This is a genomic window from Lentisalinibacter orientalis (genome assembly GCF_040706535.1).
Lineage (GTDB): Bacteria > Pseudomonadota > Gammaproteobacteria > Steroidobacterales > Woeseiaceae > Lentisalinibacter > Lentisalinibacter orientalis.
Window position 1 is genome coordinate 39444 of the sequence record NZ_JAPDRJ010000005.1, and the last position, 20508, is coordinate 59951.

Genomic DNA, 20508 nt, shown 5'->3' on the forward strand with positions numbered 1-20508 from the left:
CTATCTACCCCCTCAAAGCGAAAGCGTGCATCTGCCATTAGATACGACCGTAACGCCCCGCTCCGGAACGCGGCAGCGGAACGAGATCACGTTCCCATCCTGCCACATCTCCGTGAGTATCCGCTCGCCCGGGAACACCGGCGCCGAGAAACGCGCGTCGAAGCCTGTGATCAGCGTGTGGTCGTACTCGCACACCGTCTTCAGGACGGCGTGGCAGGCGAATCCGTAGGTGCACAGGCCGTGCAGGATCGGCCTGTCGAAACCGGCCCGGGCGGCAAGCGCCGGGTCGGCGTGGAGTGGATTGCGGTCTCCGTTCAGCCGGTACAGCAACGCCTGCTCCGGCCGCGTGGCGAGTTCGCAGACCAGGTCCGGCTCACGGTCCGGCTCCGGGTGCGGCGCCGGGCCCGAGCCGGCCGGCCCGCCGAAGCCGCCGTCACCGCGGGCGAATATCGTATTGCCGAGGGTGAACAGCGCCCTGTCGTCCCGCGCCAGGCGGCCCTCGGTCTCGGTGAGGATGATGGCGCCCCTGCCCTCCCCCTTGTCGTAGGCCGCCGTCACGCGGGAGTCCAGCAGGAGTTCGCCGGCCGGCGGCAGGGGCCGGTGCAGCGCCAGGCGCTGCTCGCCGTGCAGCACCCGGGAGAAATCCCAGCCGCTCGCGTCCAGATAGCCGGCGAAGCCGTCGGCCCGGAGAACGGTGGAAAGCGTGGGCACGGTCTTCGGCACGCGCCGCTCGCAGACGTAGTCGAGCTCGCGCTCGTCGGTCGGGTCCTGGCCGAAGCCGACGCTCAGTGCATAGAGCAGTGTCTCCCGGTCGCTCCAGGCCACCGGCTCGTCCTTCGCCCGGCAGGCCATCAATCTGTCGTAGTCCAGTGCCATGTTCCGTCTTCCGCTAGGTGGTCGTCCGCCCGGCCGGGTCAGTGTTCGTCCTGCCACCAGGGATAGAACGGCGGCATGTCCTTCGAGACCCGCAGCGGGAACTGCGGCTTGCGCTTCTCCAGGAAGCTCGTGACGCCCTCCGCCGCATCCGCGGACTGCCCCATGTGCCAGATCGCCTGGGACTCGAGGAGATGTGCCTCGCGGGGCCCGGCGGCACCCAGCATGCGCCACACCAGCGCCCGCGCCAGCGCCACCGACACCGCGCCGCTATTCTCGGCGATCTCCGCCGCCAGCGCCCGGGCCCGGGGCAGCAGCGCGTCCGGCTCGAGCACCTCCGAGACCAGGCCGGCCTCCCGCGCCTCGTCCGTGCCGAAGACCCGGGCGGTGGCGAACCACTCCATGGCCTTGCTGACGCCGACGATACGGGGCAGGAACCAGCTCGAGCAGGCGTCCGGCGCGATGCCGCGGGCGAGGAAAACGAAGCCGAGCTTGTTGTCCGGCACCGTCAGCCGGATGTCGGCCGGCAGCGTCATGGTCAGGCCCACGCCCACCGCCGGCCCGTTGATGGCCGCGATGATCGGCTTCGGGCAGTCGAACATGGCCAGCGTGACACGGCCGCCGCCGTCGCGATGGGCTTCGGCGCTGCGGTCGGCCCGGTTGAAGGTGTCGCCGCCGGACTCGAGATCCGCGCCGGCGCAGAAGGCCCGGCCCGCGCCGGTCAGTATCACCACGCGCACGCCGTCGTCCCGGCCCGCCTCGGCATAGGCCTCGATCAGCGCGTCGCGCATGTCCGGGTTGAAGGCGTTCAGGCGTTCGGGCCGGTTCAGCGTGATGGTCATCACGCCGTCGGCCACTGCACGCCGGACGGGCTCGCTCATCCGCCCCCGGCTCCCGCGCGCAGCGCGTAGTCCCAGGCGATCTCCGCCAGCGGCTGCACCGAGCGCGCCGACTGCTTCGCATGCTCGCTGGCCGCCGTGCCGTCGCGCACCCGGCCGGCGATGCCCTGCAGGATGGCCGCGATGCGGAAGAAGTTGTAGGCGGCGTAGAAGTCCCGGTTCTCGATGCCGTCGCGCCCCGTGCGCTCGCAGTACATGTCCACGTACTCGTCCTCGGTGGGGATGCCGAGCGATTTCAGGTCCTTGTCCTTCAGCCCGCTGGAGCCCACGCCGAGCGGCGGCATCTGCCAGCTCATCAGGTGGTAGGTGAAATCCCCCAGCGGGTGTCCGATGGTGGAGAGCTCCCAGTCCAGCACGGCGATCACCCGCGGCTCCGTGGGATGGATGATCATGTTGTCCAGGCGGAAGTCGCCGTGGACGATGCTGGAGGAGTCGTCTTCCGGGATGTTCTCTGGCAGCCACTCGATCAGGCGGTCCATCTCGGGGATCTTCTGCGTCTCCGAGGCGTAGTACTGTTTCGACCAGCGCGAGAGCTGGCGGGCGAAATAGTTGCCCGGCTTGCCATAGTCCTCCAGGCCGGCGGCCACGTAGTCGATGGAGTGCAGCGTGGCAATGGTCGCGTTGACGTTGTCGTAGATGGCGGTGCGCTCGTCCGGCTCCAGCGCCGGCAGGTCCAGCTCCCAGAAGATGCGCCCGTCCACGCAGTCCATGATGTAGAACATCGTGCCGACGACGCTCTCGTCGTCGCAGAGCACGTAGGGCCGGGGCACGGGGAAGTCCTGCTCGTACAATGCGCTGATCACCCGGAACTCCCGGTCCACCGCGTGCGCCGAGGGCAGCAGCTTGCCGGGCGGCTTGCGGCGCAGGACGTAGGTGCCAGAAGGCGAGCTCAGGTGATAGGTGGGGTTCGACTGGCCGCCGCGGAACTGGCGCACCGTCAGCGGACCCTCGAAACCCTCCACGTGCGCGGCCATGTATTCCTCGAGGCGCGCCTCGTCGAAGCGGTGGGCTTCGACCACCTCCTTCGTACCGGAGAATTGTTCCTGTCTGCTCGCCAAGGTTACGCTCCCCCCTTCGCCCGCGGTTCCACGAAGAAGTCCGGATAAGGCTCGTTCTCGGGCACCACCCGGTAGGACGTGAGATCGGTGATGCCGACGCTCTCCAGCACCTCGTCGTCCACGCAGAAGTTGCCCGTGAACTCCCGGCTGGGACGGGTGAGGATCACGTGGGCGGCGTCCGCCATCACCTCCGGTTTCAGCGAGTGGGCCACCATGTCGTCGCCGCCGAGCAGGTTCTTGACCGCCGCGGTGGCGATCGTGGTGCGCGGCCAGAGCGCGTTCACGGCCACGCCCTTGTCGCGGAACTCGCCGGCCATGCCGAGCACGCACAGACTCATGCCGAACTTCGCCATCGTGTAGGCCACGTGGGGCGCGAACCACTTCTCCTCCATGTTCAGCGGCGGGGAGAGATTCAGGATGTGGGGGTTGTCGGCCTCCAGCAGGTGGGGCAGGCAGGTTTTCGAGACGAGGAAAGTGCCGCGCGTATTGATCTGGTGCATCAGGTCGTAGCGCTTCATCTCCGTCTGCAGCGTGCCGGTGAGCGAGATGGCGCTCGCGTTGTTCACGCAGATGTCGAGGCCGCCGAAACGCTCCACCGTGGCCGCCACGGCTGAGCGCACCTGTTCCTCGTCGCGGATGTCGCAGACGACGGGCAGCGCCTGCCCACCGGCTTTCTCGATCTCCTCGGCCGCCGTATAGATGGTGCCCGGCAGCTTCGGATGGGGCTCCGCGGTCTTGGCGGCGATGGCGATGTTGGCGCCGTCCGCCGCCGCCCGCTTCGCGATGGCCAGGCCGATGCCGCGGCTGGCCCCGGAGATGAATAGCGTCTTGCCTTCGAGTGTGCTCATGGTGTGACGGCCCCTCCCGGTCGTGCTTTGCAGTGATTCATGATAACTCAGTCGTCCGTCCCTGCCGTGTCCCCGGGCAGGTGTGCGAGGTAGTCGATGACGGCGGCGGTGAAGGCGTCGTTGCGGTCGCCCGCCACCATGTGATCCGCGTCCGCCACGTTGACGTAGTCGGCCCGGGGGATCACCTCCAGCGTGTGCCGGACGCTCGTCTCGTCCATGACTTCGGACAGCCCGCCGCGGACCAGCAGGACCGGCACGGCGATGCGGGCCGCGGCCCGCTCCACGTCCGCGAACTCGGCGATGTGGCCGGACTCCGAGACGTGGTCCAGCATGCGGGGATCCCAGTGCCAGCGCAGCCGCCCGTCGGCGCTCTCGCGCAGGTTCTTGATCAGGCCGCTCGGGTCCCGGGGCCGCTCCCGGTGCGGCAGATAGGCGGCGACGGCGTCGGCGGCCTCCTGCAGGTCGGCGAATCCGTCCGGGTGGGCGCTCATGAATTCGAGGATGCGGGCGACGCCGGCCCGATTCATGGAAAGCCCCACGTCCACGAGGATCACCGCCCGCACCAGACCCGGCTCCATCTCACCGGCCGCCAGCATCGAACCGATGCCGCCGAGGGAGGCGCCGACCAGCACCGTCGGACGGCCCAGCGAACGCAGCACGGCCGCGATGTCGGCGGCGATGGCGTGGAAGCTGTAATCGCCGTCCGCCACCCATTCGCTGTCGCCGTGGCCGCGGTGGTCGAGGGCGATCGCCCGCAGGCCCGCGTCGGCGAGCAGGCGCGCCGTGTCCGACCAGGCGTGGCGGGTCTGGCCGCCGCCATGCAGCAGCAGCACCGGCGGCGCGCCGACGGCGCCCCACCCTTCCGCGGCGAGGCGGTTGCCAACCGAGCCGGCATAGGTCAGCGGCTCCGGGGTCTCGTTGTTGTCTGCGCTGTGTCCGCGTGGGTCGGCAGGGATAAGCGTCTCTCCTGGTCCGGCGGGGTAGCCGGCGCGGCGGCGCCGCGCGAGGCGGCGCAAGAATGCGGCGGGCCCGGGCAAATGTCAAAATAGCCGGATACCGGAATCAACCAGAAGCAGAGAGGACCCGGCCATGGCAGTCGGCAGCTACCGGCAGATGACGGAAGGTCTGCGTTTTCCCGAGGGACCGATTGCGATGCCGGACGGCAGTGTCCTGCTGGTGGAGATCGCCCGCGGCACGCTCTCGCGGGTCACCGAGCGCGGCGAAGTCGAGGTGGTGGCCGAGACCGGCGGCGGCCCGAACGGCGCGGCCATCGGCCCGGACGGTCACTGCTACGTCTGCAACAACGGCGGCCTGCGCTTCGCCGAGACCGGCGGCCTGCTGATCCCGGTCGGCACAGCCGGCGACGACGAGTACGCGGGCGGCTCGATCCAGCGCATCTGCCTCGACACGGGCGAGGTGGAGACCCTCTACACCCACTGCGGCGACGTCCCGCTGCGCGGGCCGAACGACATCGTGTTCGATGCCGCGGGCGGCTTCTGGTTCACGGACCTCGGCCGGAACACGGGCACCGGCGAGGACCTGGCCGCGGTCTACTACGCCCTGCCCGACGGCTCGCGCATCGAGCGCGCGCTGTTCCCGCTGCACCACGCCAACGGCATCGGGCTGTCCCCGGACGAGAGCGTGCTCTACGTCGCCGAGACCTGGACGGGGCGGGTGTACCACTATCCGCTCACCGCACCGGGCACGGTGGGCTGCGGCGCCGATACGGTGGATCCCGGGCGCCTGCTGTACGGCGCCCCGGGGCTGCAGCTGTTCGACTCGCTGGCCGTGGACGGCGCGGGCAACGTATGCGTGGCCACGCTGATCAACGGCGGCATCACGGTCATACCGCCCAGCGGCGGGCAGGCGGAACACCTGGCCCTGGACGACCCCTACACCACCAACATCTGCTTCGGCGGCGACGGGCTCGGCACCGCCTTCGTCACCCTGTCAGGCACCGGGCGCCTGGTCTCGTTCGACTGGCCGCGGCCCGGTCTCGCACTCAACTTCCTGAATCGCTGAGCCGAAAGTAGCTCGCAACCACTATGCTATGATCCGGGACCGCCCGGACGGCGAGCGCCCAGCGCCACTACCCCATGGTCGAATCCTTCCACCCCGTCGCCAGAGTCTCCGACGTCCCGAAGAAGCAGTGCCGGAGCTTCACCGTGGCGGGCAGCGACATCGTGGTGGCTCACACCGCGGACGGTTTCTTCGCCGTGGCGGATCTGTGCACCCATGCCGAGGCCCGGCTGAGCCAGGGCCGGCTGAAAGGCTGCCGCATCGTCTGCCCGCTGCATGGCGCCGCCTTCGACCTGCGGGACGGACGCGTCGTCAAGGGACCGGCCATGCTGCCGGTAAAGCCGTATCCGGTGCGCATCGTCGGGGATATGCTGGAGGTGAGTGTGACCTGACGGCGACGCCGCACCGCGATGCGGGCCCCGACTCACGAGGAATTAGAAACAGAATCAGAAACAGAGAGCAGAACCAGGACCGAGACATGCCTACAGCCGATATCAATAACCACAAGATGTACTACGAGATCCACGGCGAGGGGCCGCCGGCCATCTGCATGGGCGGATGGGGCACCTTCTGCCACGGCGGGGAACGCCACCTGGCCCGCGGCCTGACCGATGACTACTCCGTGCTGATCATCGACTACCGGGGCATCGGCGAATCGGACGACGACCTTTCGGTGGAGCCGTCCATGGACCTGTACGCCGACGACGTCATCGGCCTGCTCGAGCACCTGGGCTGGACCAACGTCCACTTCGTCGGTCTGGTGGGCATGGGCGCCTGCATCTCGCAAATCGTGGCCATCAAGCGTCCGGACCTGGTCCGCTCCATGGTGAACATGGGTGCCTGGGTCCGCTGCGACGACTTCCTCGCCGACCAGCTGCAGCTGTTCAGCGACGTCCACCGGGATTCCGGCTTCTACGCGTTCCAGAAGTTCGTGACGGTGATGTCTTTTCTGCCCGAGTACTACAACGCCCACAAGGACAAGCTGCTCGGGCCCGACGGCGGCTGGAAGGAACTGAACGGCCGGCAGGAGGCCCACGCCCGCTTCGTGCAGGCCTGCATCGCCCACGACGTGGCGGACCGGCTGGACCGCATCCGGGCGCCTTCGCTGATCATCCACGCAGGCCAGGACCTGGTGACGAGCCCACGCACGACGCTGCCTCTCGAGGAGGGCATCCCGAACGCCCGGGGCGTCATGATGGAAGACGTCGCCCACGTGGTCGCGGGCAAGGACCAGAAGATCCGCTTCTGCGACACCCTGCTGCCGTTCCTGGCCGAACACTGAGACGCCGCGGAGGGCGCAGACGATGGACGCGATACTGAAGGGCATACGGGTCGTCGACCTGGGCCGCTACGTCGCCGGGCCCTACTGCGCCACGCTGCTGGGCCACCTGGGCGCCGAGGTCATCCGGGTGGAGAAGGTGGGCGGCGGCGAGGACCGCTACCTCGCCTCCCTGGCCGACTCCGGCGAGGGCGCCCTGTTCCTGCAGACCGGTGTGAACAAGCGGGGCATGACCCTGGACTTCTCGCGACCGGAAGGGCGCGAAATCCTGAAGCGGCTAGTGGCCACCGCGGACGTGGTCGTGGCGAACCTGCCCGGCGCCGCCCTGAAACGCTATGGCCTCGACTACGCCACGCTCAGGAAGATCCGCCCGGACGTGATCGTGGCCAATCAGAGCACTTTCGGCGACCAGGGTCCCTGGGCCGACCGGCCCGGCTTCGACGGGCTCGGCCAGGCGATGTCCGGCGCCGCCTGGTTCGGCGGCACGCCGGGCGAACCCTCCAAGGCGGCGGCGCCCTGGGTGGACTTCTCCACCGCGGCGCTGTCGGCGATGGGCGTGCTGGCGGCGCTGATGCACCGGCGCGAGACCGGCGAGGGTCAGCACGTCGAGGCGACGCTGCTCGGCACGGCGCTGGCCGTGTTCGGCACGATGCTGACCGAGGAAGGCGCGCTGCACCTGGGCCGCCAGCCGGCCGGCAACCGTTCCCAGCACGCGGCGCCGGCGGACATGTTCCCCACCCGGGACGGCCACATCCTGGTGCAGATCGTCGGCGACGGCCTGTTCCGGCGCTGGGCCGAACTCGTGGGCGCCAACGAATGGCTGGACCACGACAACCGCTTCGACACCGACCAGTCCCGCGGCGACAACCGGGACCTGATCTGCGAGCGCATGGCGGACTGGTGCCGGGACAAGACCACGAAACAGGCGCTCGCGGCGCTGGCGAAGGCCGGCCTGCCGGCGGCGCCGGTGCTGAGCCCCGCCGAGGCGCTGGAGCATCCCCAGGTGCGGGCCATGGGCGTGCTGAAGCCGGTCTCGTTCCCCGGCGCGCCGAAGGACGTGCCGGTGGCCGATCTGCCCCTGCGCCTGTCGGCCAACGCGACCGGGATGCGCGAGCGGCCGCCGCTGCTGGGCGAACACACCACCGAGATCCTGACCGAGCTGGGCTACAGCGAGCAGGAGATCGCGTCGCTGCGCCACGACGAGGTCATCTGACTAGACGCAGTCCCTGCGCTCCAGCGCCGCGGCGATGATCTCGCCGTGGTCGAAGGCGAGTTCCGGCAACTCGTCGAGCGGGAACCAGCGGGCCTCCGCGGCATCGCTGGCCGCCGCCGGCGCCGGCGCATCCACCGCCGGAGCGCCGGTCCAGGCCACACTGACCACCCGTCCGCGGGGATCCCGGCCGGGCCTCCCGAAGGCCCCCACCTGCACCAGCGGACCGGCCTCGATACCCGTCTCCTCCGCCAGTTCCCGGCGCGCCGCGGGTTCCAGATCCTCGTCCATGCCGACGAAGCCGCCGGGCAGCGCCCAGCGCCCCTCGTAGGGCGGCTTGCCGCGCCGGATCAGGAGCACCGAGGGCCGCGGCCGCGGCGCGACGAGGACCACGTCCGCGGTCAGCGCGGGGCGGGGATGTTCGTAGCAGGGCATGGCGGCATTGTAGCCGGAGCGGCCTTCGGCCACAGCCGGCAGCCACGGGAACAGCCAGGGGTGGCTACTTGCCGAGCGCCTTGCGCAGCGAGCTGATGTGCTCGTCGGACTCTCGCATGATGCCGAAGAAGTCGGTGGCTTCCACCGCCAGTTTGGCACTGGCCGGCACCTGCTGCAGGTGCACCTCGGTGGTGTCCTCGACCTCCGCCCGGAAGAAGTCGGCCAGCAGGCTGGAGACGATGAGCACGTCGGTGAGATCGGCGTCTCCCTCGTGCTCGTATTCCGTCTCCCGGTAGCGGGATACCGCGGCAGAGACCTCTTCGGAGAAGCTCCAGGACTCGAGGATGGCGCTGCCGATGGCGCTGTGCCACTCCTCCAGGATCTCGTCCAGCTCGGCGGTATTGGCGAACAGGTCCGGGTGGTGCTCCGCCTGGGTGATGATGTAGAGCTTGCCGACGCCGTGCATGAGCCCGGCCAGCAGGGCCTCGTCCGCGTTCAGACGCGTGAACTTGCGGGCCAGCACGTAGCACAGGGCTGCGACATAGGTGGAGCGGTCCCAGGTGCGTTCCATGAACGGACGCGCCTCCTCCAGGGAGGTGGCGTCGCTCATCTGCTGCAGGCCGAACGACATCACGGTGTTGCGCACCATGTTCTGGCCGAGGCGGGTCACGGCCATGTTCAGCTCGGTGACCGCGTGGGTACCGGGGCGCAGCGCCGCGGAATTGGCGATCTTCAGCAGCCGCGCCGCCAGCGCCGGCTCGGCGCCGAGCAGCTTCACGAGATCCGCGGTGCTGCAGTCCTCGTCGGCGAGCGCCTGGCGTATGCGGACCACGACGTCCGGGAAGGAGGGTATCTCCAGATCTCCCTGGGACAGGTGCTCTGCCAGGGACTGGACGAAAGCGAACTTGGCATCCTGGACGGCGGGCTGGGGCTGCATCGACGGGCTTCCTTCCGTTTCCTGACAAGGTTCTACCCGTGCTATCGGCCGCCCCACCGGATACTTTAGCCCTACAGGACCTCGCAGGCCTCCTCGAACGCGAGCCGGGGGCTGCGCGGGAACAGCGCTTCGGGGTCGCCGTAGCCGAGGTTGCAGAGGAAATTGGACCTGACCTGCCCGTCCGGCCAGAACTCCCGGTCCACTCCCTCGTTGTCGAAACCGGACATGGGCCCGCAGTCCAGACCGAGCGCCCGCGCCGCGATGATGAAATAGCCGCCCTGCAGGGTGCCGTTGCGGAAGGCGGTGACGTTGCCCGTCTTCTCCTCGCCGGCGAACCAGTCCCGGGCGCCCGGGTTGTGCGGGAAGAGTTGGGGAATCTTCTCGTAGAACAGCGTGTCGTAGCCGATGACCGCCGTGGCCGGCGCGGCCATGGTCTTGTCCACGTTGCCCTCGATCAGGTGCGGGCGCAGCCGCTCCTTCGCCCCGGCGCTGGTGACGAACAGGATCCGCGCCGGACAGCAGTTCGCACTGGTGGGGCCGTACTTCATGAGATCGTACAGCGCCCGCTGGTCGGCCTCGTCCACCGGCCGGTCCTGCCAGGCGTTGTGGGTCCGCGCCTCGCGGAAGATCCGGTCCAGCGCGGCGTCGCTTATTGCTCCATCACCCATCGCAGTCTTGCCTCTCTCCTGTGTCTTCGACAGCGGATCATCTAAACACAGATGACCGCGCCCTGCAGCGCGCCCGCGCCGACGCGGCCGGCTTGCCCCGGCCGAACCTCTTTGCCATAGTCCGGTGCGGTCGGCACCGTGCGCCGGCCCCGCCAGAGGATCCCGGACGAGCCGAGCGAGCGATAGTGAGCGATCAGGAAACGACACGGCTGCGCCGCATCGCGCGCAATCTGGGCGTAGGCAACGTCCGCCGGCACATCTTCCTGTGCTGCGACCAGACCGAGCCGAAATGCTGCCACCGGGAGCAATCCCTGCAGTCCTGGACCTTCCTGAAATCCCGCCTGCAGGAACTGGGGCTGGTCGGACGTGGCGGCATCTACCGCACCAAGGCGAACTGCCTGCGCATCTGCCGCGACGGCCCGGTCGCCGTCGTCTACCCGGAGGGAGCCTGGTACCACGGCTGCACGCCCGCGGTCCTGGAGGAGATCATCCAGCGCCATCTCGTCGGCGGCGAGCTGGTCGAGGAGAACCTGATCACCGTGGCCCCGCTGGACGGGGAAGAGGCGGACGACGAGTAATAGTAAGGGGCAACGGGCTCGCGCCTCAGCCGGCCCGCTGCCAGCGGCCGTCCTCCTCCCGCACCCGGCCCTCTTCCGCGAGCTTGCCCAGATGCGCGCGCAGTGAGTATCTGGCCAGCGGCAGCAGCCTCGGATTCACCTCGTCGTACACCTCGGCCAGCAGCGCGTCGATCTCGCAGGGCTCGATGCGGGCCAGGCGCTCCAGTACCTTCGCCTCGCGTTCGTTGCGGTGGGCGATGATCCAGTCCACCACGGCATCCGGCGACTCCAGCATCTCGCCGTGCCCCGGCGCGATGCGCGCGAGGCCGTAGGTCTTCAGCAGCTCCAGCGAGCGCAGGTACTGGGCCATGTTGCCGTCCGGCGGCGCGATCACCACGGTGGAACCGTTCATGATGTGGTCGCCGGTGAACACCAGGCGCTCGTCGGCCAGCAGGTAGCAGGCATGGTTGGACGCGTGTCCCGGCGTGTGGATGACCTCCAGCGTGTACTCGCCGCAGGCGATGCGCTCGCCGTGGGATACCGCCCGGTCGGGGCTGAACGCGGGGTCGTTCTCCGGCGTCGGCGGCGGCGGCATGCCGAGCAGCTCGGCGCCGGTGCGCTCCGCCAGCAAGGTCGCGCCCGGGGAGTGATCCCGGTGAGTGTGGGTGGCCAGCACCCGGCACAGCCGGTCGCCCGCCGCCTGCATGATCAGCTCGATATGGGCCTCGTCCGCCGGACCCGGGTCGATCACCGCGATCTGTTCCGTGCCGATGAGATACGTATTGGTGCCCGGACCGGTCATCATCCCGGCATTCGGTGCGATGAGGCGCGATACCAGCGGGGAGACGCGCTCCAGCCGGCCGGCGACGAGTCCGTTCATCCGGCCTCCGCGTAGCCGTCGTCCCAGGGCATGAGCACCCGGTGGCCGTCCCCGGCGCCGACCACCTTCGGCAGGATCTCCTGAATGGCCGCCTTGTCCCGCGCCGCCATCGCGTCCAGCAGGTCGCCGGTCGTCCGGAAGTCCCGGATCAGCGAGAGGTTGGAAACGGTGGGCGGATGCAGCCGGAGCTGCTTGCGCATGGCGGGCTCCAGCGCATCGCGGGGCCGGATCCACAGGCTCTCGACGGTCTCGCGGCCGTCGTGCACGCCGTGCTGCCCCGGCGGCACGCCGGCGACGAAAAAGCGGGTGGCATAGCGGCGCGGCAGCACTTCCGGCGTGGTCCAGAAGCTGGCGTAGTGCATGCGGTCGCAGGCGAGCCGCAGGCCTTCCCGGTGGCAGAGCTCCAGGGCGCTCATGCGCCCGGTGTCCAGTTCCACCCGGTAGCGGGCGAAATCGGCATCGCGCCCGGCGACGCCGGGATCGACATAGCGCCCGGCGGCATCGCAGGCGAGCAGATAGCCGCTCTCCTCGAAGGTCTCGCGGATACCCGCCACCCAGAAGCGCAGCCCGCCGCTCTCCAGGCCCAGCTCCGCACTCGCGGAGGCGTCGTCGAGGCCCGTGCAGACGGCCTCCAGATCGCTCTCCTCGTCCGTGGCGGCAGCAACTCCTCCCGGGAACACCCACGCGCCGCCGAAGTCGGCCTTGCCGTGGCGCTGCATCATGAAGACCTCCACGCCGTCGGCGCCGTCGCGCACGAGCATCACCGTGGCGGAGTCGACGGGCAGCGCCGGCGCTTCGGTTTTCCGCAAGTCTGTGTCCTCCGTGGGCATCGGTTGGTAGGATACCGCGAGCAGGCCACAGCGAGAAAAATCCGATGAAGCTCATTACCGCGATCATCAAGCCGTTCCGACTCGACGACGTGCGCAACGCCCTGGCCGAGGTCGGCATCCAGGGCATGACGGTCACCGAGGTCAAGGGCTTCGGCCGCCAGCGCGGCCACACCGAACTCTACCGGGGGGCGGAGTACGTGGTGGATTTCCTGCCCAAGGCGAAGATCGAGGTGGCCGTGGGCGACGAGATGGCCGAACGCGTGGTGGAGGCCATCTGCGACGCCGCCCGGACCGGCAAGGTGGGCGACGGCAAGATCTTCGTCGCGAATCTCGACCAGGTGGTCCGTATCCGCACCGGCGAGTCCGGCGAACAGGCGATCTGACCGGCCGGCCGCCGCCGCGGCCATTCCTCCCGCTGATTGTATGCAATTCGCAACATTGCGGCCGGCGACCGACCGTACCGCGCCTTGTAGCGCGCAGGCCCGCGCAAAAGCGTTGTCTAGGCTGTATACAATCAGCTATCCTCGAATCGACCCAATAGCAAAAGAACCAGGTCACCGGCGGGGTGTTGCAGAAATGCCGCGTCGCGTCATCAATCAAACGGAGGGGACACTCATGAGGATGCTCTTATCGACGGCACTGGGGGCTTGTGCCGTCTCACTGGTCGGTCTCGGCTATCCTGTCGGCAGCCTTGCCCAGGAGGGCGCCGGGCTCGCCATCGAGGAAATCGTGGTTACCGCCAGGAAGCGCGAGGAATCGCTGCAGGAGATCCCGATCGCGGTATCCGCCTTCGACGCGCAGACCATCGAGAACCGGGGATTGCAGTCCATCGACGACGTCTCCCGCTTCACGCCCGGCCTGAGCTTCTCCAAAGCCTTCGGCCGCGCGACCGAACGTCCCGTGATACGAGGCCTCAGCAACGTGCTCGCAGGTGTGCAGTTCGGCGTCGAGGCCGGCGCCGCCTACTTCGTGGACGGCGTCTACTACCCCGGCGACATCCAGAACCTGGACCTGGGCGACCTGGAGCGGGTCGAGATCATCAAGGGACCCCAGAGCGCGCTCTACGGCCGTAATACGTATTCCGGCGCCATCAACTTCGTGACCCGCAGCCCGGGGGACGAATTCCGCCTCGATGCCAAGGCGCTGACCGCGAGCGACGGCGAGACCGAGTTCCGGGCCACGGTGTCCGGACCGATCCTCCGCGACGTCCTCGGCGGCAGCCTGACCGCCCGCGCCTACGACTACGACGGCGAATGGACCAACACCGTCACCGGCGGCACGGTGGGCGACGAGTCCTCGCGCTCGATCAGTGGCGTGCTCGACTGGACCCCCACCGATACCTTCCGGCTGCGCACGCGGGTGCAGTTCAACGACGACGACGACGGGCCGCCGCCGATCTTCCTGCAGCCGGCCGAGTCAAACAACTGCTTCCCGGGATTCCGCTCCATGGCGTCCTGGGCCTTCAGCGGCAGCACCAATAACAACCAGTACTACTGCGGCCAGATCAATCCCGGTCAGGTGGCGCTGAACACGGACGCGATCTCCGGCCCTAGCCCGACCGTGCCGGGCATACCGCCGGGCTCCACCTTCTTCGGCGACATCTACTCAGGCAACGACGGTACGGCCTTCGACGGCCTGGAGCGCGAGCAGACGCTGGTGAGCCTGCTCGCCGACTGGACCATCGGCCCGGGCTACGAGCTGACCGCTTCCACCGCCTTCCGCACGGACGAGGTGAAGACGGGCTACGACAGCGACCACACGTCGGTGAACTTCTTCTTCGCGCCGCTGCCCAGCGGCATTACCGAGGGTTTCTTCGCCAACACGAACAAGGACGAGGTCGATGACTATTCGGTGGAGCTGCGCTTCGCCTCGCCGGTCGACCGCGCCTTCCGCTGGCTCGTGGGCGGCTTCTTCTACTCCCAGCAACTGGACGGCAGCGACATTACGTTTGCCGATCCCGACGGCGGGCCGGTGATCGACATCGCGGACACCCGTAACGAGGCGTACTTCGGCTACATCGAGTACGACTTCAGCGACCGGCTCACCGCCACGCTGGAGGGACGGTACGCGAACGAGACCAAGCAGCTCTGGGACTCCGCCGGGTTCAGCGATCGCGACGAGTGGTCCAACTTCACGCCGCGCGCGACGGTGGACTACCAGATCACCGAGGACACCCTCATCTACGGTGTGGTCGCCAAAGGCGTGAAGCCGGGCGGATTCAACGGGTCCCCCGGCGAGATCAACGGCAACCCGACCTATGAGCAGGAAGAGGCCTGGAACTACGAGCTGGGCCTGAAATCCAGCCTGAATGACGGGCGGGTGCAGTTCTCCGCAGCGGCGTTCTTCATCGACGCGCAGGACATCCAGCTGACGACGCCGGTGCCGAACGAGAGCGGCTCCGCGCTCACATCCATCGCCACCAACCAGGGCTCGGGGGAGGTCATCGGCCTCGAGCTGGATGTGCGCGCGAACGTCACGGATCAGCTCGATGTGGGCCTGACCTACGCGCTGGCCGACTCCGAGTTCACCGAGGGCTGCGACGACTTCCAGTGGACGCTCACCAGCGGCGGCGGCGAACTGCAGCCCGGCGGCGAGGCCGTCAGCGCCGACTTCACGGGCAACGGCGACTGCTCCATCGAGGGCAAGCAGTTCCCGATCTCGTCCAAGCACCAGGCGAGCGCCTTCTTCAACTGGTATCTCCCGGCCGGCGGTGCGAACGAGTGGTTCGTCACCGGAGACGTCACCTACGAGTCGAAGAAGTACGTGCAGGTGCACAACCTGGCCTACGCACCGGGCGCCACGCTCGCGGGTCTGCGGGTCGGCTACCAGACACCGAACTGGCGTGTCTCGGGCTTCGTGCGCAATCTGTTCGACGAGGACTCGGTGATCATCGCCACGCGCTGGCTGGCGATCCCGTACATCTCGCCGGGCTTCTCGCTGAACACGGCCTCGTTCGTGCCGGGTGCGGCCACCGGTTCACCGCGCGCCTTCTTCACCACGCTCAGGCGCGGACGTCAGATCGGCCTGGAGGTCAGCTACTCCTTCGGCGGCAGCTGATCCGCCCGCCTCGTTCCGGCCCCCGCCGTCCGCGGCGGGGGCTTTTTTTCGCCCGGCTGAAATATTCGGCCCGTCCGGGCTGGTCTTCCTGGGCGGGAAACGTCAGTCTGGAAACGCCATGGTCAGGGAACAAGACGCTCTCGTGCTGTTCTGCAAGCCGCCCGGGCGCTCCAAGCAGCGGCTCGTGCCCGTGCTGGGCGAGCGGCGCGCCGCGGAGCTGGCCGGCCAGCTGCTGGACTGCGCGCTGGAGGACCTGGCGGGATGGCCGGGCGGCGCCGTCCTCTCCCCCGCCGATCCCGGCGACGGCGAGTGGGCCGCCGGCCTCGGCCTGGAGGGCGCCGGCATACTGTGCCAACGGGGCGGCAATCTCGGCGAGCGGCTGAACGACATCGACCTGCGGCTGCGTGACGAAGGTTACAGGAGGCGTCTCTACGTGGGCATCGACTGCCCGCTCCTCGGCGTCCCGGCCCTCACGGCCGCGTCGAGCGCCCTGGACGAGGCCGACGTGGTGCTGGGCGCGGCGGAAGACGGCGGCGTGGTCTTCATGGGTACCGGCCCGGGCTGGCCGCCGCTGGCCGGCCTGCCCTGGAGCACGGAGCGGCTCGCCGACGCGCTGGCCGGCGCGTGCGAGGCCGCGGGCCTGCGGGTGCGCTGGCTGGGGCGGTGGCCGGACGTGGACCGGGCCGCAGACCTGGGCGCGCTGGCCGCGGCGCTCGACGACGACGCCCGGCCGGCGCGGCAGCGGCTGCGGGACTGGCTGCGGCGGCAGGAATACGGACAACGGCAGGACGAACAGTGAATTCACGCAAACGCATACTGATACTCGTGGCCGGCCTGCTGGCGCTCGCCGTGGCGGTCTATGCGCTGCCGGTCGGTCGCTGGCTGGAAGCGGTGATCGGCTGGATCGGGGCGCACCGCGAGACCGCGGGGCTCGCCTTCTTCGCCACCTACGTGGTAGCTACGGTCTTCCTGATCCCCGGTTCCATCCTCACCGTGGCGGCGGGTTTCCTGTTCGGCGTCGTGGTGGGCACCGTCGTGGTCAGCATCTCCAGCGTGGCCGGCGCGACGGCGGCGTTCCTGGTGGGCCGGGCGCTCGGGCGGGACTGGGTGCGGCGCAAGGTGGGCACCGACCGGCGGCTCGCGGCGGTGGACCGTGCCACGGAGGACCGCGGCTTCCTGATCGTCATGCTGCTCCGGCTCTCGCCGGTGTTCCCCTTCAACGCGCTCAACTATTTTCTGAGCCTGACCGGCGTGAAGACCGTGCATTACGTGCTGGCGTCGTGGATCGGCATGCTGCCCGCGACCATCCTCTACGTGTACATCGGCTCGGCGGCACAGGATCTCGCGGCCCTGCTGGCCGGAGACTTCGGCACGGGCACGGCGGGCGACATCCTGTTCTTCGCCGGGCTCGGGGCCACGGCGGTGGTGACGGTACTGGTGACAAGGTTCGCCACCCGCACGCTGCGCACCGAGCTCGCCCGGGCCGAGGCGGCCGAGTCATGAGCGGCTATCCGGGCGCAGCCGCGGACCGGGAGTGGAAGAACCTGGTCTTCCCGGCGGACTACAGCAATCCGACACCGGCGGAGCGCTACCACCTGGTGGTGGTCGGCGCCGGCCCCGGCGGGCTCGTCACGGCCATCGGCGCGGCGGGGCTCGGTGCGAGGGTGGCTCTGGTCGAGCGCCACGCAATGGGCGGCGACTGTCTGAATGCCGGCTGCGTGCCTTCGAAGGCCCTGCTGGCCATGGCGAAGCGGCGCCGCGCGAGCGGCGGCGAGCAGCCGGACTTCGACGAGGCCTTCGCCTGGCTTCGCTCGGTCCGCGCCGGGATCGCCCACCACGATTCGGTGGAGCGCTACGGCGAGGCGGGCGTGGACGTATTCCTCGGCGAGGCCCGATTGATCGACGGCCACACCGTGGCCGTAGGCGATGACCGCCTGCGCGCACGCGCGGTGGTGATCGCCACGGGCAGCCGCGCCGCCATGCCGCCCATCGAGGGCCTGGCCGAGGCCGGACCGCTGACCAACGAGACCTTCTTCGATCTGCGCGAGCAGCCCCGCCGGCTGGCGATCCTCGGCGCGGGCGCCGTCGGCTCGGAAATCGCGCAGGCGATGGCGCTGCTCGGCACCGAGGTACACCTGTTCGAGATGGCCGACCGGCCGCTGGCGGCGGAGATTCCCGCCGCCGGCGAACTGGTCGCCGCCCGGCTCAGGGAAGACGGCGTCCACTGCCGCTTCGGCGCCGGGGTCGAGTCGGTCCGGCGGCAGGACGGCACGGTAACGGTCCGCGCCGGCGACGTCACCGTCGAGGCGGACGCCGTGCTGGTCGCGCTCGGGCGCCGGCCCAATGTGGAGGGCCTGGACCTGGAGGCGGCCGGCGTGGACTACGACGCGCGGGACGGCATCCGCATCGACGAGCGGCTGCGCACATCGAACCGGGCCGTCTATGCGATCGGCGACGTGGCCTCACGGCAGCGCTATACGAGCAACGCGGACCGGCAGGCCCGGGTCGTCATCCGCAACGCGCTGTTCCCGGGCAGCGGCACGATGAATGCCCGCCACGTGACCCGCTGCGTCTACACCCAGCCGGAAGTCGCCCACGTCGGCGCGGAGGAATCCGAACTGGCGGAGGACGGATTCGACGTCTACGAGGTCGAATGGGGCGAGCTCGACCGGGGCCGGGCCACCGGCGATACGACGGGTTTCGCTCGAGTGCTTACCGAGAAAGGCGGCGACCGGATACTGTCGGCCACGCTGGTGGGCAGCGACGCCGGCGAGCAGATCGCACCGCTGTCCATCCTGCTGGCCCGCGGCGAGGGGCTGGGTGCGCTGGATCCGGCCGTCTTCGCCTATCCCACTCGCGCGGAGTACCTGCGGCGCCTGGCGGATGCCTACAACCGCAGCCGGCTCACGCCGTTCGTGGCGAGGTTGTTCCGCTTCTGGCTCAGGCTGCGCGGGTGAGTGGCGAGCGCGTCGCCGTGGTCGTCCCCGTGCGCGGAGACGCGGAACCGCTGGCGGAGTTGCTCGGCGGCCTGGGCGACGAGCCCGACGAGATGATCGTGGTGAGCGCCGGCGACGACACGGCCGTGGAACGCATCTGCGCGGAGGCAGGTGCGCGTTGCCTGACCGCGCGGGCGGGGCGCGGCCCCCAGCAGCATGCGGGCGCGCTGGCGGCGGGGGCCGACTGGCTGTGGTTCCTGCACGCCGACGCGCTGCCCGGTCCCGGGTCGGTCGCGCACATCCGCGAGGCCGGGAGACTCGGCGCCGTGGGCGGCTATTTCCGCTTCCGCTTCCGGGGCCCGCAGACGGCCGGACGACGGTTGCTGGCCGCGCTGATCAACGTCCGCGCCAGCTTCGGCATCCCCTACGGCGACCAGGGGCTGTTCTTCCGGCGCGACGTCTATCTGGCGTGTGGCGGCTTCCCCGACGAGCCGCTGTTCGAGGAGGTCCGGCTGGTCCGGCGCGCGCGGCGTCGTGGCCCCTTCGTCGCGCTGTCCGCCACGCTCGGGGTATCACCCCGGCGCTGGGAACGCGATGGCTGGATACGCCGCACGCTGGGCAACCGCATGCTCGCTTTGGGCTATGCTATGGGGTTTTCCCCGCGCCGCCTGGCGCGCATCTACGAGAACCGAAAGGAGAACCGGTTTAACCGGCAGACACGATCATGACCATCTACGCTGGCAATTCCTGGGCGCTCAGGCTCGCTTCCGGCTGGACCGGCCGCAGCGAGGACGACGCCGAAGTGCTCTATCACCCCGAGGGCGCCGGCGCATTGCGCGTGAGCGCGGCGCGCAAGGACGATCCCGTCACCGACGAGGACCTGCAGGGCTTCGCGGTCCAGCACCCGCAGGAAGGCGCCAGTGTCGAGGCCGTGGAATGCGGCGAATTCCGCGGCTACCGCTACGAGATCGAGGGTGAGAGCGTCCTCGTGCGCCAGTGGTTCCTGCGGGCCGGCACCCTCGCGCTGTTTCTCACCTATAACTGCTCGCTGGAACATGCAGGCGAGGAGGACGAAGCACTGGAGACCATGCTGGAGACCCTGAGCCTTGTTGATGCTTGAACGCCCGTCCCTTCACCACACGCGAGATGGCGAGCCGCGAGGCTACATCGATGCCCATGCGCTCGACGAGCTCTGGTTTCATACGGGCACGGCCTGCAATCTGGCCTGCCCGTTCTGCCTGGAGGGGTCGAAGCCGGGCGACACGCGACTCGACCGCATCACGCTGGAGGATGTGCAACCGCTGATGGCAGAGGCGTGCGACCTGGGCGTGCGGCAGTTCTCGTTCACCGGTGGCGAGCCGTTCATCGTCAAGGACTTCGTGCGCATCCTGCGCCACGCCGCCTCGCTGCGCCCCTGCCTGGTGCTGACCAACGGCACCGAGCCGGTGCTGAAGCGGCTGAAGCAGATCGAGAGCCTCCGGGAATGCGACCAGCCGATATCGTTCCGTGTCAGCATCGACTGGCCCGATCGGGATCGCCACGATGCGGGTCGCGGCGCCGGCACCTTCGATCAGGCGCTGGAGGGCATACGATCTCTGGCGGCGCTGGGTTTCCACGTCTCGGTGGCCCGCCAGGCGGAGAAGGACGAAGACAGCGCCGCGGCGGACGACGTCTTCCGCGAGCTGTTCGCCACCAATGGCATCGACCGCGGCACCCGCATCGTATCGTTCCCGGATTTCGGCACGCCCGGCAGCGCCTTCGACGTCCCGGAGATCACCGAGAACTGCATGACCCGTTATCACACGGAGGAATCCCGGCGCGGCTTCATGTGCGCGTATTCCCGGATGGTGATCAAGAAAGCGGGCAGGATGCGGGTGTACGCCTGCACGCTGGTGGACGATGACCAAGACTACGATCTGGGCGGCAGCCTGGCGGAGGCCGATCGCCGCGTCTTCCTGCGCCACCATCGCTGCTACAGCTGCTTCGCCTACGGCGCCTCCTGCAGCGAATCCTGAAGGTGCC

General features: G+C 69.2%; 23 protein-coding genes. 13 read left to right on the forward strand and 10 right to left on the reverse strand.

The window, feature by feature from the left end:
- Positions 1–12: 12 nt before the first annotated feature.
- From ACJMK0_RS15935 to ACJMK0_RS15955, 5 genes are read right to left on the reverse strand one after another with little or no spacing between them, the layout of a single operon-like run.
- A complete protein-coding gene (locus ACJMK0_RS15935) occupies positions 13–876 on the reverse strand; it encodes a MaoC family dehydratase (protein WP_405239765.1) in 864 nt (287 codons plus the stop codon).
- A gap of 38 nt (positions 877–914) precedes the next feature.
- Positions 915–1754, reverse strand: a complete 840-nt coding sequence (locus ACJMK0_RS15940; protein ID WP_405239767.1) for a crotonase/enoyl-CoA hydratase family protein — start codon at positions 1752–1754, stop codon at positions 915–917.
- On the reverse strand, positions 1751–2830 hold the full coding sequence (locus ACJMK0_RS15945) for a phosphotransferase (RefSeq protein WP_405239768.1): 1080 nt from the start codon (positions 2828–2830) through the stop codon (positions 1751–1753). The genes ACJMK0_RS15940 and ACJMK0_RS15945 overlap by 4 nt, the downstream gene beginning before the upstream one ends.
- A gap of 2 nt (positions 2831–2832) precedes the next feature.
- Positions 2833–3678, reverse strand: a complete 846-nt coding sequence (locus ACJMK0_RS15950; protein ID WP_405239770.1) for an SDR family oxidoreductase — start codon at positions 3676–3678, stop codon at positions 2833–2835.
- Positions 3679–3725: 47 nt separating this feature from the next.
- Positions 3726–4694 carry an alpha/beta fold hydrolase gene (locus ACJMK0_RS15955; protein WP_405239772.1) on the reverse strand — a complete coding sequence of 323 codons (969 nt, stop codon included), beginning with the start codon at positions 4692–4694 and terminating at the stop codon, positions 3726–3728.
- A gap of 73 nt (positions 4695–4767) precedes the next feature.
- On the opposite strand from ACJMK0_RS15955, the gene ACJMK0_RS15960 reads away from it, so the two are divergent.
- From ACJMK0_RS15960 to ACJMK0_RS15975, 4 genes are all read left to right on the forward strand, one after another.
- Positions 4768–5700 (forward strand): SMP-30/gluconolactonase/LRE family protein, encoded by a 933-nt coding sequence (locus ACJMK0_RS15960; protein ID WP_405239774.1) that lies wholly within the window; start codon positions 4768–4770, stop codon positions 5698–5700.
- 74 nt (positions 5701–5774) lie between these two features.
- Positions 5775–6089, forward strand: a complete 315-nt coding sequence (locus ACJMK0_RS15965; protein ID WP_405239776.1) for a Rieske (2Fe-2S) protein — start codon at positions 5775–5777, stop codon at positions 6087–6089.
- Positions 6090–6175: 86 nt separating this feature from the next.
- Positions 6176–6979 (forward strand): alpha/beta fold hydrolase, encoded by an 804-nt coding sequence (locus tag ACJMK0_RS15970; RefSeq protein WP_405239777.1) that lies wholly within the window; start codon positions 6176–6178, stop codon positions 6977–6979.
- Positions 6980–7001: 22 nt separating this feature from the next.
- Positions 7002–8189: a CaiB/BaiF CoA transferase family protein gene (locus tag ACJMK0_RS15975; protein ID WP_405239779.1), complete on the forward strand. Its 1188-nt coding sequence runs from the start codon at positions 7002–7004 to the stop codon at positions 8187–8189.
- Here ACJMK0_RS15975 and ACJMK0_RS15980 read toward each other — a convergent pair whose 3' ends face one another.
- The 3 genes from ACJMK0_RS15980 to ACJMK0_RS15990 form a co-directional block, all read right to left on the reverse strand.
- Complete coding sequence (locus ACJMK0_RS15980) at positions 8190–8654, reverse strand: NUDIX domain-containing protein (protein ID WP_405239781.1); 465 nt, start codon at positions 8652–8654, stop codon at positions 8190–8192.
- A 31-nt stretch (positions 8655–8685) separates the two neighbouring features.
- Positions 8686–9558, reverse strand: a complete 873-nt coding sequence (locus tag ACJMK0_RS15985) for an HDOD domain-containing protein (protein WP_405239783.1) — start codon at positions 9556–9558, stop codon at positions 8686–8688.
- Positions 9559–9629: 71 nt separating this feature from the next.
- Positions 9630–10226 carry a malonic semialdehyde reductase gene (locus tag ACJMK0_RS15990; protein ID WP_405239785.1) on the reverse strand — a complete coding sequence of 199 codons (597 nt, stop codon included), beginning with the start codon at positions 10224–10226 and terminating at the stop codon, positions 9630–9632.
- Positions 10227–10435: 209 nt separating this feature from the next.
- Here ACJMK0_RS15990 and ACJMK0_RS15995 point away from each other — a divergent pair, with 209 nt between their 5' ends.
- The gene (locus tag ACJMK0_RS15995; RefSeq protein WP_405240292.1) at positions 10436–10804 is read left to right on the forward strand and encodes a (2Fe-2S) ferredoxin domain-containing protein; all 369 of its coding nucleotides are present in this window, start codon (positions 10436–10438) and stop codon (positions 10802–10804) included.
- 25 nt (positions 10805–10829) lie between these two features.
- On the opposite strand, the gene ACJMK0_RS16000 is transcribed toward ACJMK0_RS15995, so the two are convergent.
- The gene (locus ACJMK0_RS16000) at positions 10830–11663 is read right to left on the reverse strand and encodes an MBL fold metallo-hydrolase (RefSeq protein ID WP_405239786.1); all 834 of its coding nucleotides are present in this window, start codon (positions 11661–11663) and stop codon (positions 10830–10832) included.
- Positions 11660–12472: an NUDIX hydrolase gene (locus tag ACJMK0_RS16005; protein WP_405239787.1), complete on the reverse strand. Its 813-nt coding sequence runs from the start codon at positions 12470–12472 to the stop codon at positions 11660–11662. Before ACJMK0_RS16005 ends, ACJMK0_RS16000 begins: the two co-directional genes overlap by 4 nt.
- A 65-nt stretch (positions 12473–12537) precedes the next feature.
- Here ACJMK0_RS16005 and ACJMK0_RS16010 point away from each other — a divergent pair, with 65 nt between their 5' ends.
- From ACJMK0_RS16010 to ACJMK0_RS16045, 8 genes are all read left to right on the forward strand, one after another.
- Positions 12538–12876 (forward strand): P-II family nitrogen regulator, encoded by a 339-nt coding sequence (locus ACJMK0_RS16010; RefSeq protein ID WP_405239789.1) that lies wholly within the window; start codon positions 12538–12540, stop codon positions 12874–12876.
- A 232-nt stretch (positions 12877–13108) separates the two neighbouring features.
- The gene (locus tag ACJMK0_RS16015) at positions 13109–15550 is read left to right on the forward strand and encodes a TonB-dependent receptor (RefSeq protein WP_405239791.1); all 2442 of its coding nucleotides are present in this window, start codon (positions 13109–13111) and stop codon (positions 15548–15550) included.
- A gap of 118 nt (positions 15551–15668) precedes the next feature.
- Positions 15669–16349: a TIGR04282 family arsenosugar biosynthesis glycosyltransferase gene (locus ACJMK0_RS16020; protein ID WP_405239793.1), complete on the forward strand. Its 681-nt coding sequence runs from the start codon at positions 15669–15671 to the stop codon at positions 16347–16349.
- On the forward strand, positions 16346–17053 hold the full coding sequence (locus tag ACJMK0_RS16025; RefSeq protein WP_405239795.1) for a TVP38/TMEM64 family protein: 708 nt from the start codon (positions 16346–16348) through the stop codon (positions 17051–17053). Before ACJMK0_RS16020 ends, ACJMK0_RS16025 begins: the two co-directional genes overlap by 4 nt.
- Positions 17050–18507: a dihydrolipoyl dehydrogenase family protein gene (locus ACJMK0_RS16030; protein WP_405239797.1), complete on the forward strand. Its 1458-nt coding sequence runs from the start codon at positions 17050–17052 to the stop codon at positions 18505–18507. The genes ACJMK0_RS16025 and ACJMK0_RS16030 overlap by 4 nt, the downstream gene beginning before the upstream one ends.
- Positions 18504–19214 carry a glycosyltransferase family protein gene (locus ACJMK0_RS16035; protein WP_405239798.1) on the forward strand — a complete coding sequence of 237 codons (711 nt, stop codon included), beginning with the start codon at positions 18504–18506 and terminating at the stop codon, positions 19212–19214. Before ACJMK0_RS16030 ends, ACJMK0_RS16035 begins: the two co-directional genes overlap by 4 nt.
- Entirely contained in the window at positions 19211–19606 is a 396-nt protein-coding gene (locus tag ACJMK0_RS16040) for a hypothetical protein (protein WP_405239800.1), read from the forward strand. Before ACJMK0_RS16035 ends, ACJMK0_RS16040 begins: the two co-directional genes overlap by 4 nt.
- Positions 19599–20501: a radical SAM protein gene (locus ACJMK0_RS16045; RefSeq protein ID WP_405239802.1), complete on the forward strand. Its 903-nt coding sequence runs from the start codon at positions 19599–19601 to the stop codon at positions 20499–20501. The genes ACJMK0_RS16040 and ACJMK0_RS16045 overlap by 8 nt, the downstream gene beginning before the upstream one ends.
- Positions 20502–20508 lie beyond the last annotated feature (7 nt).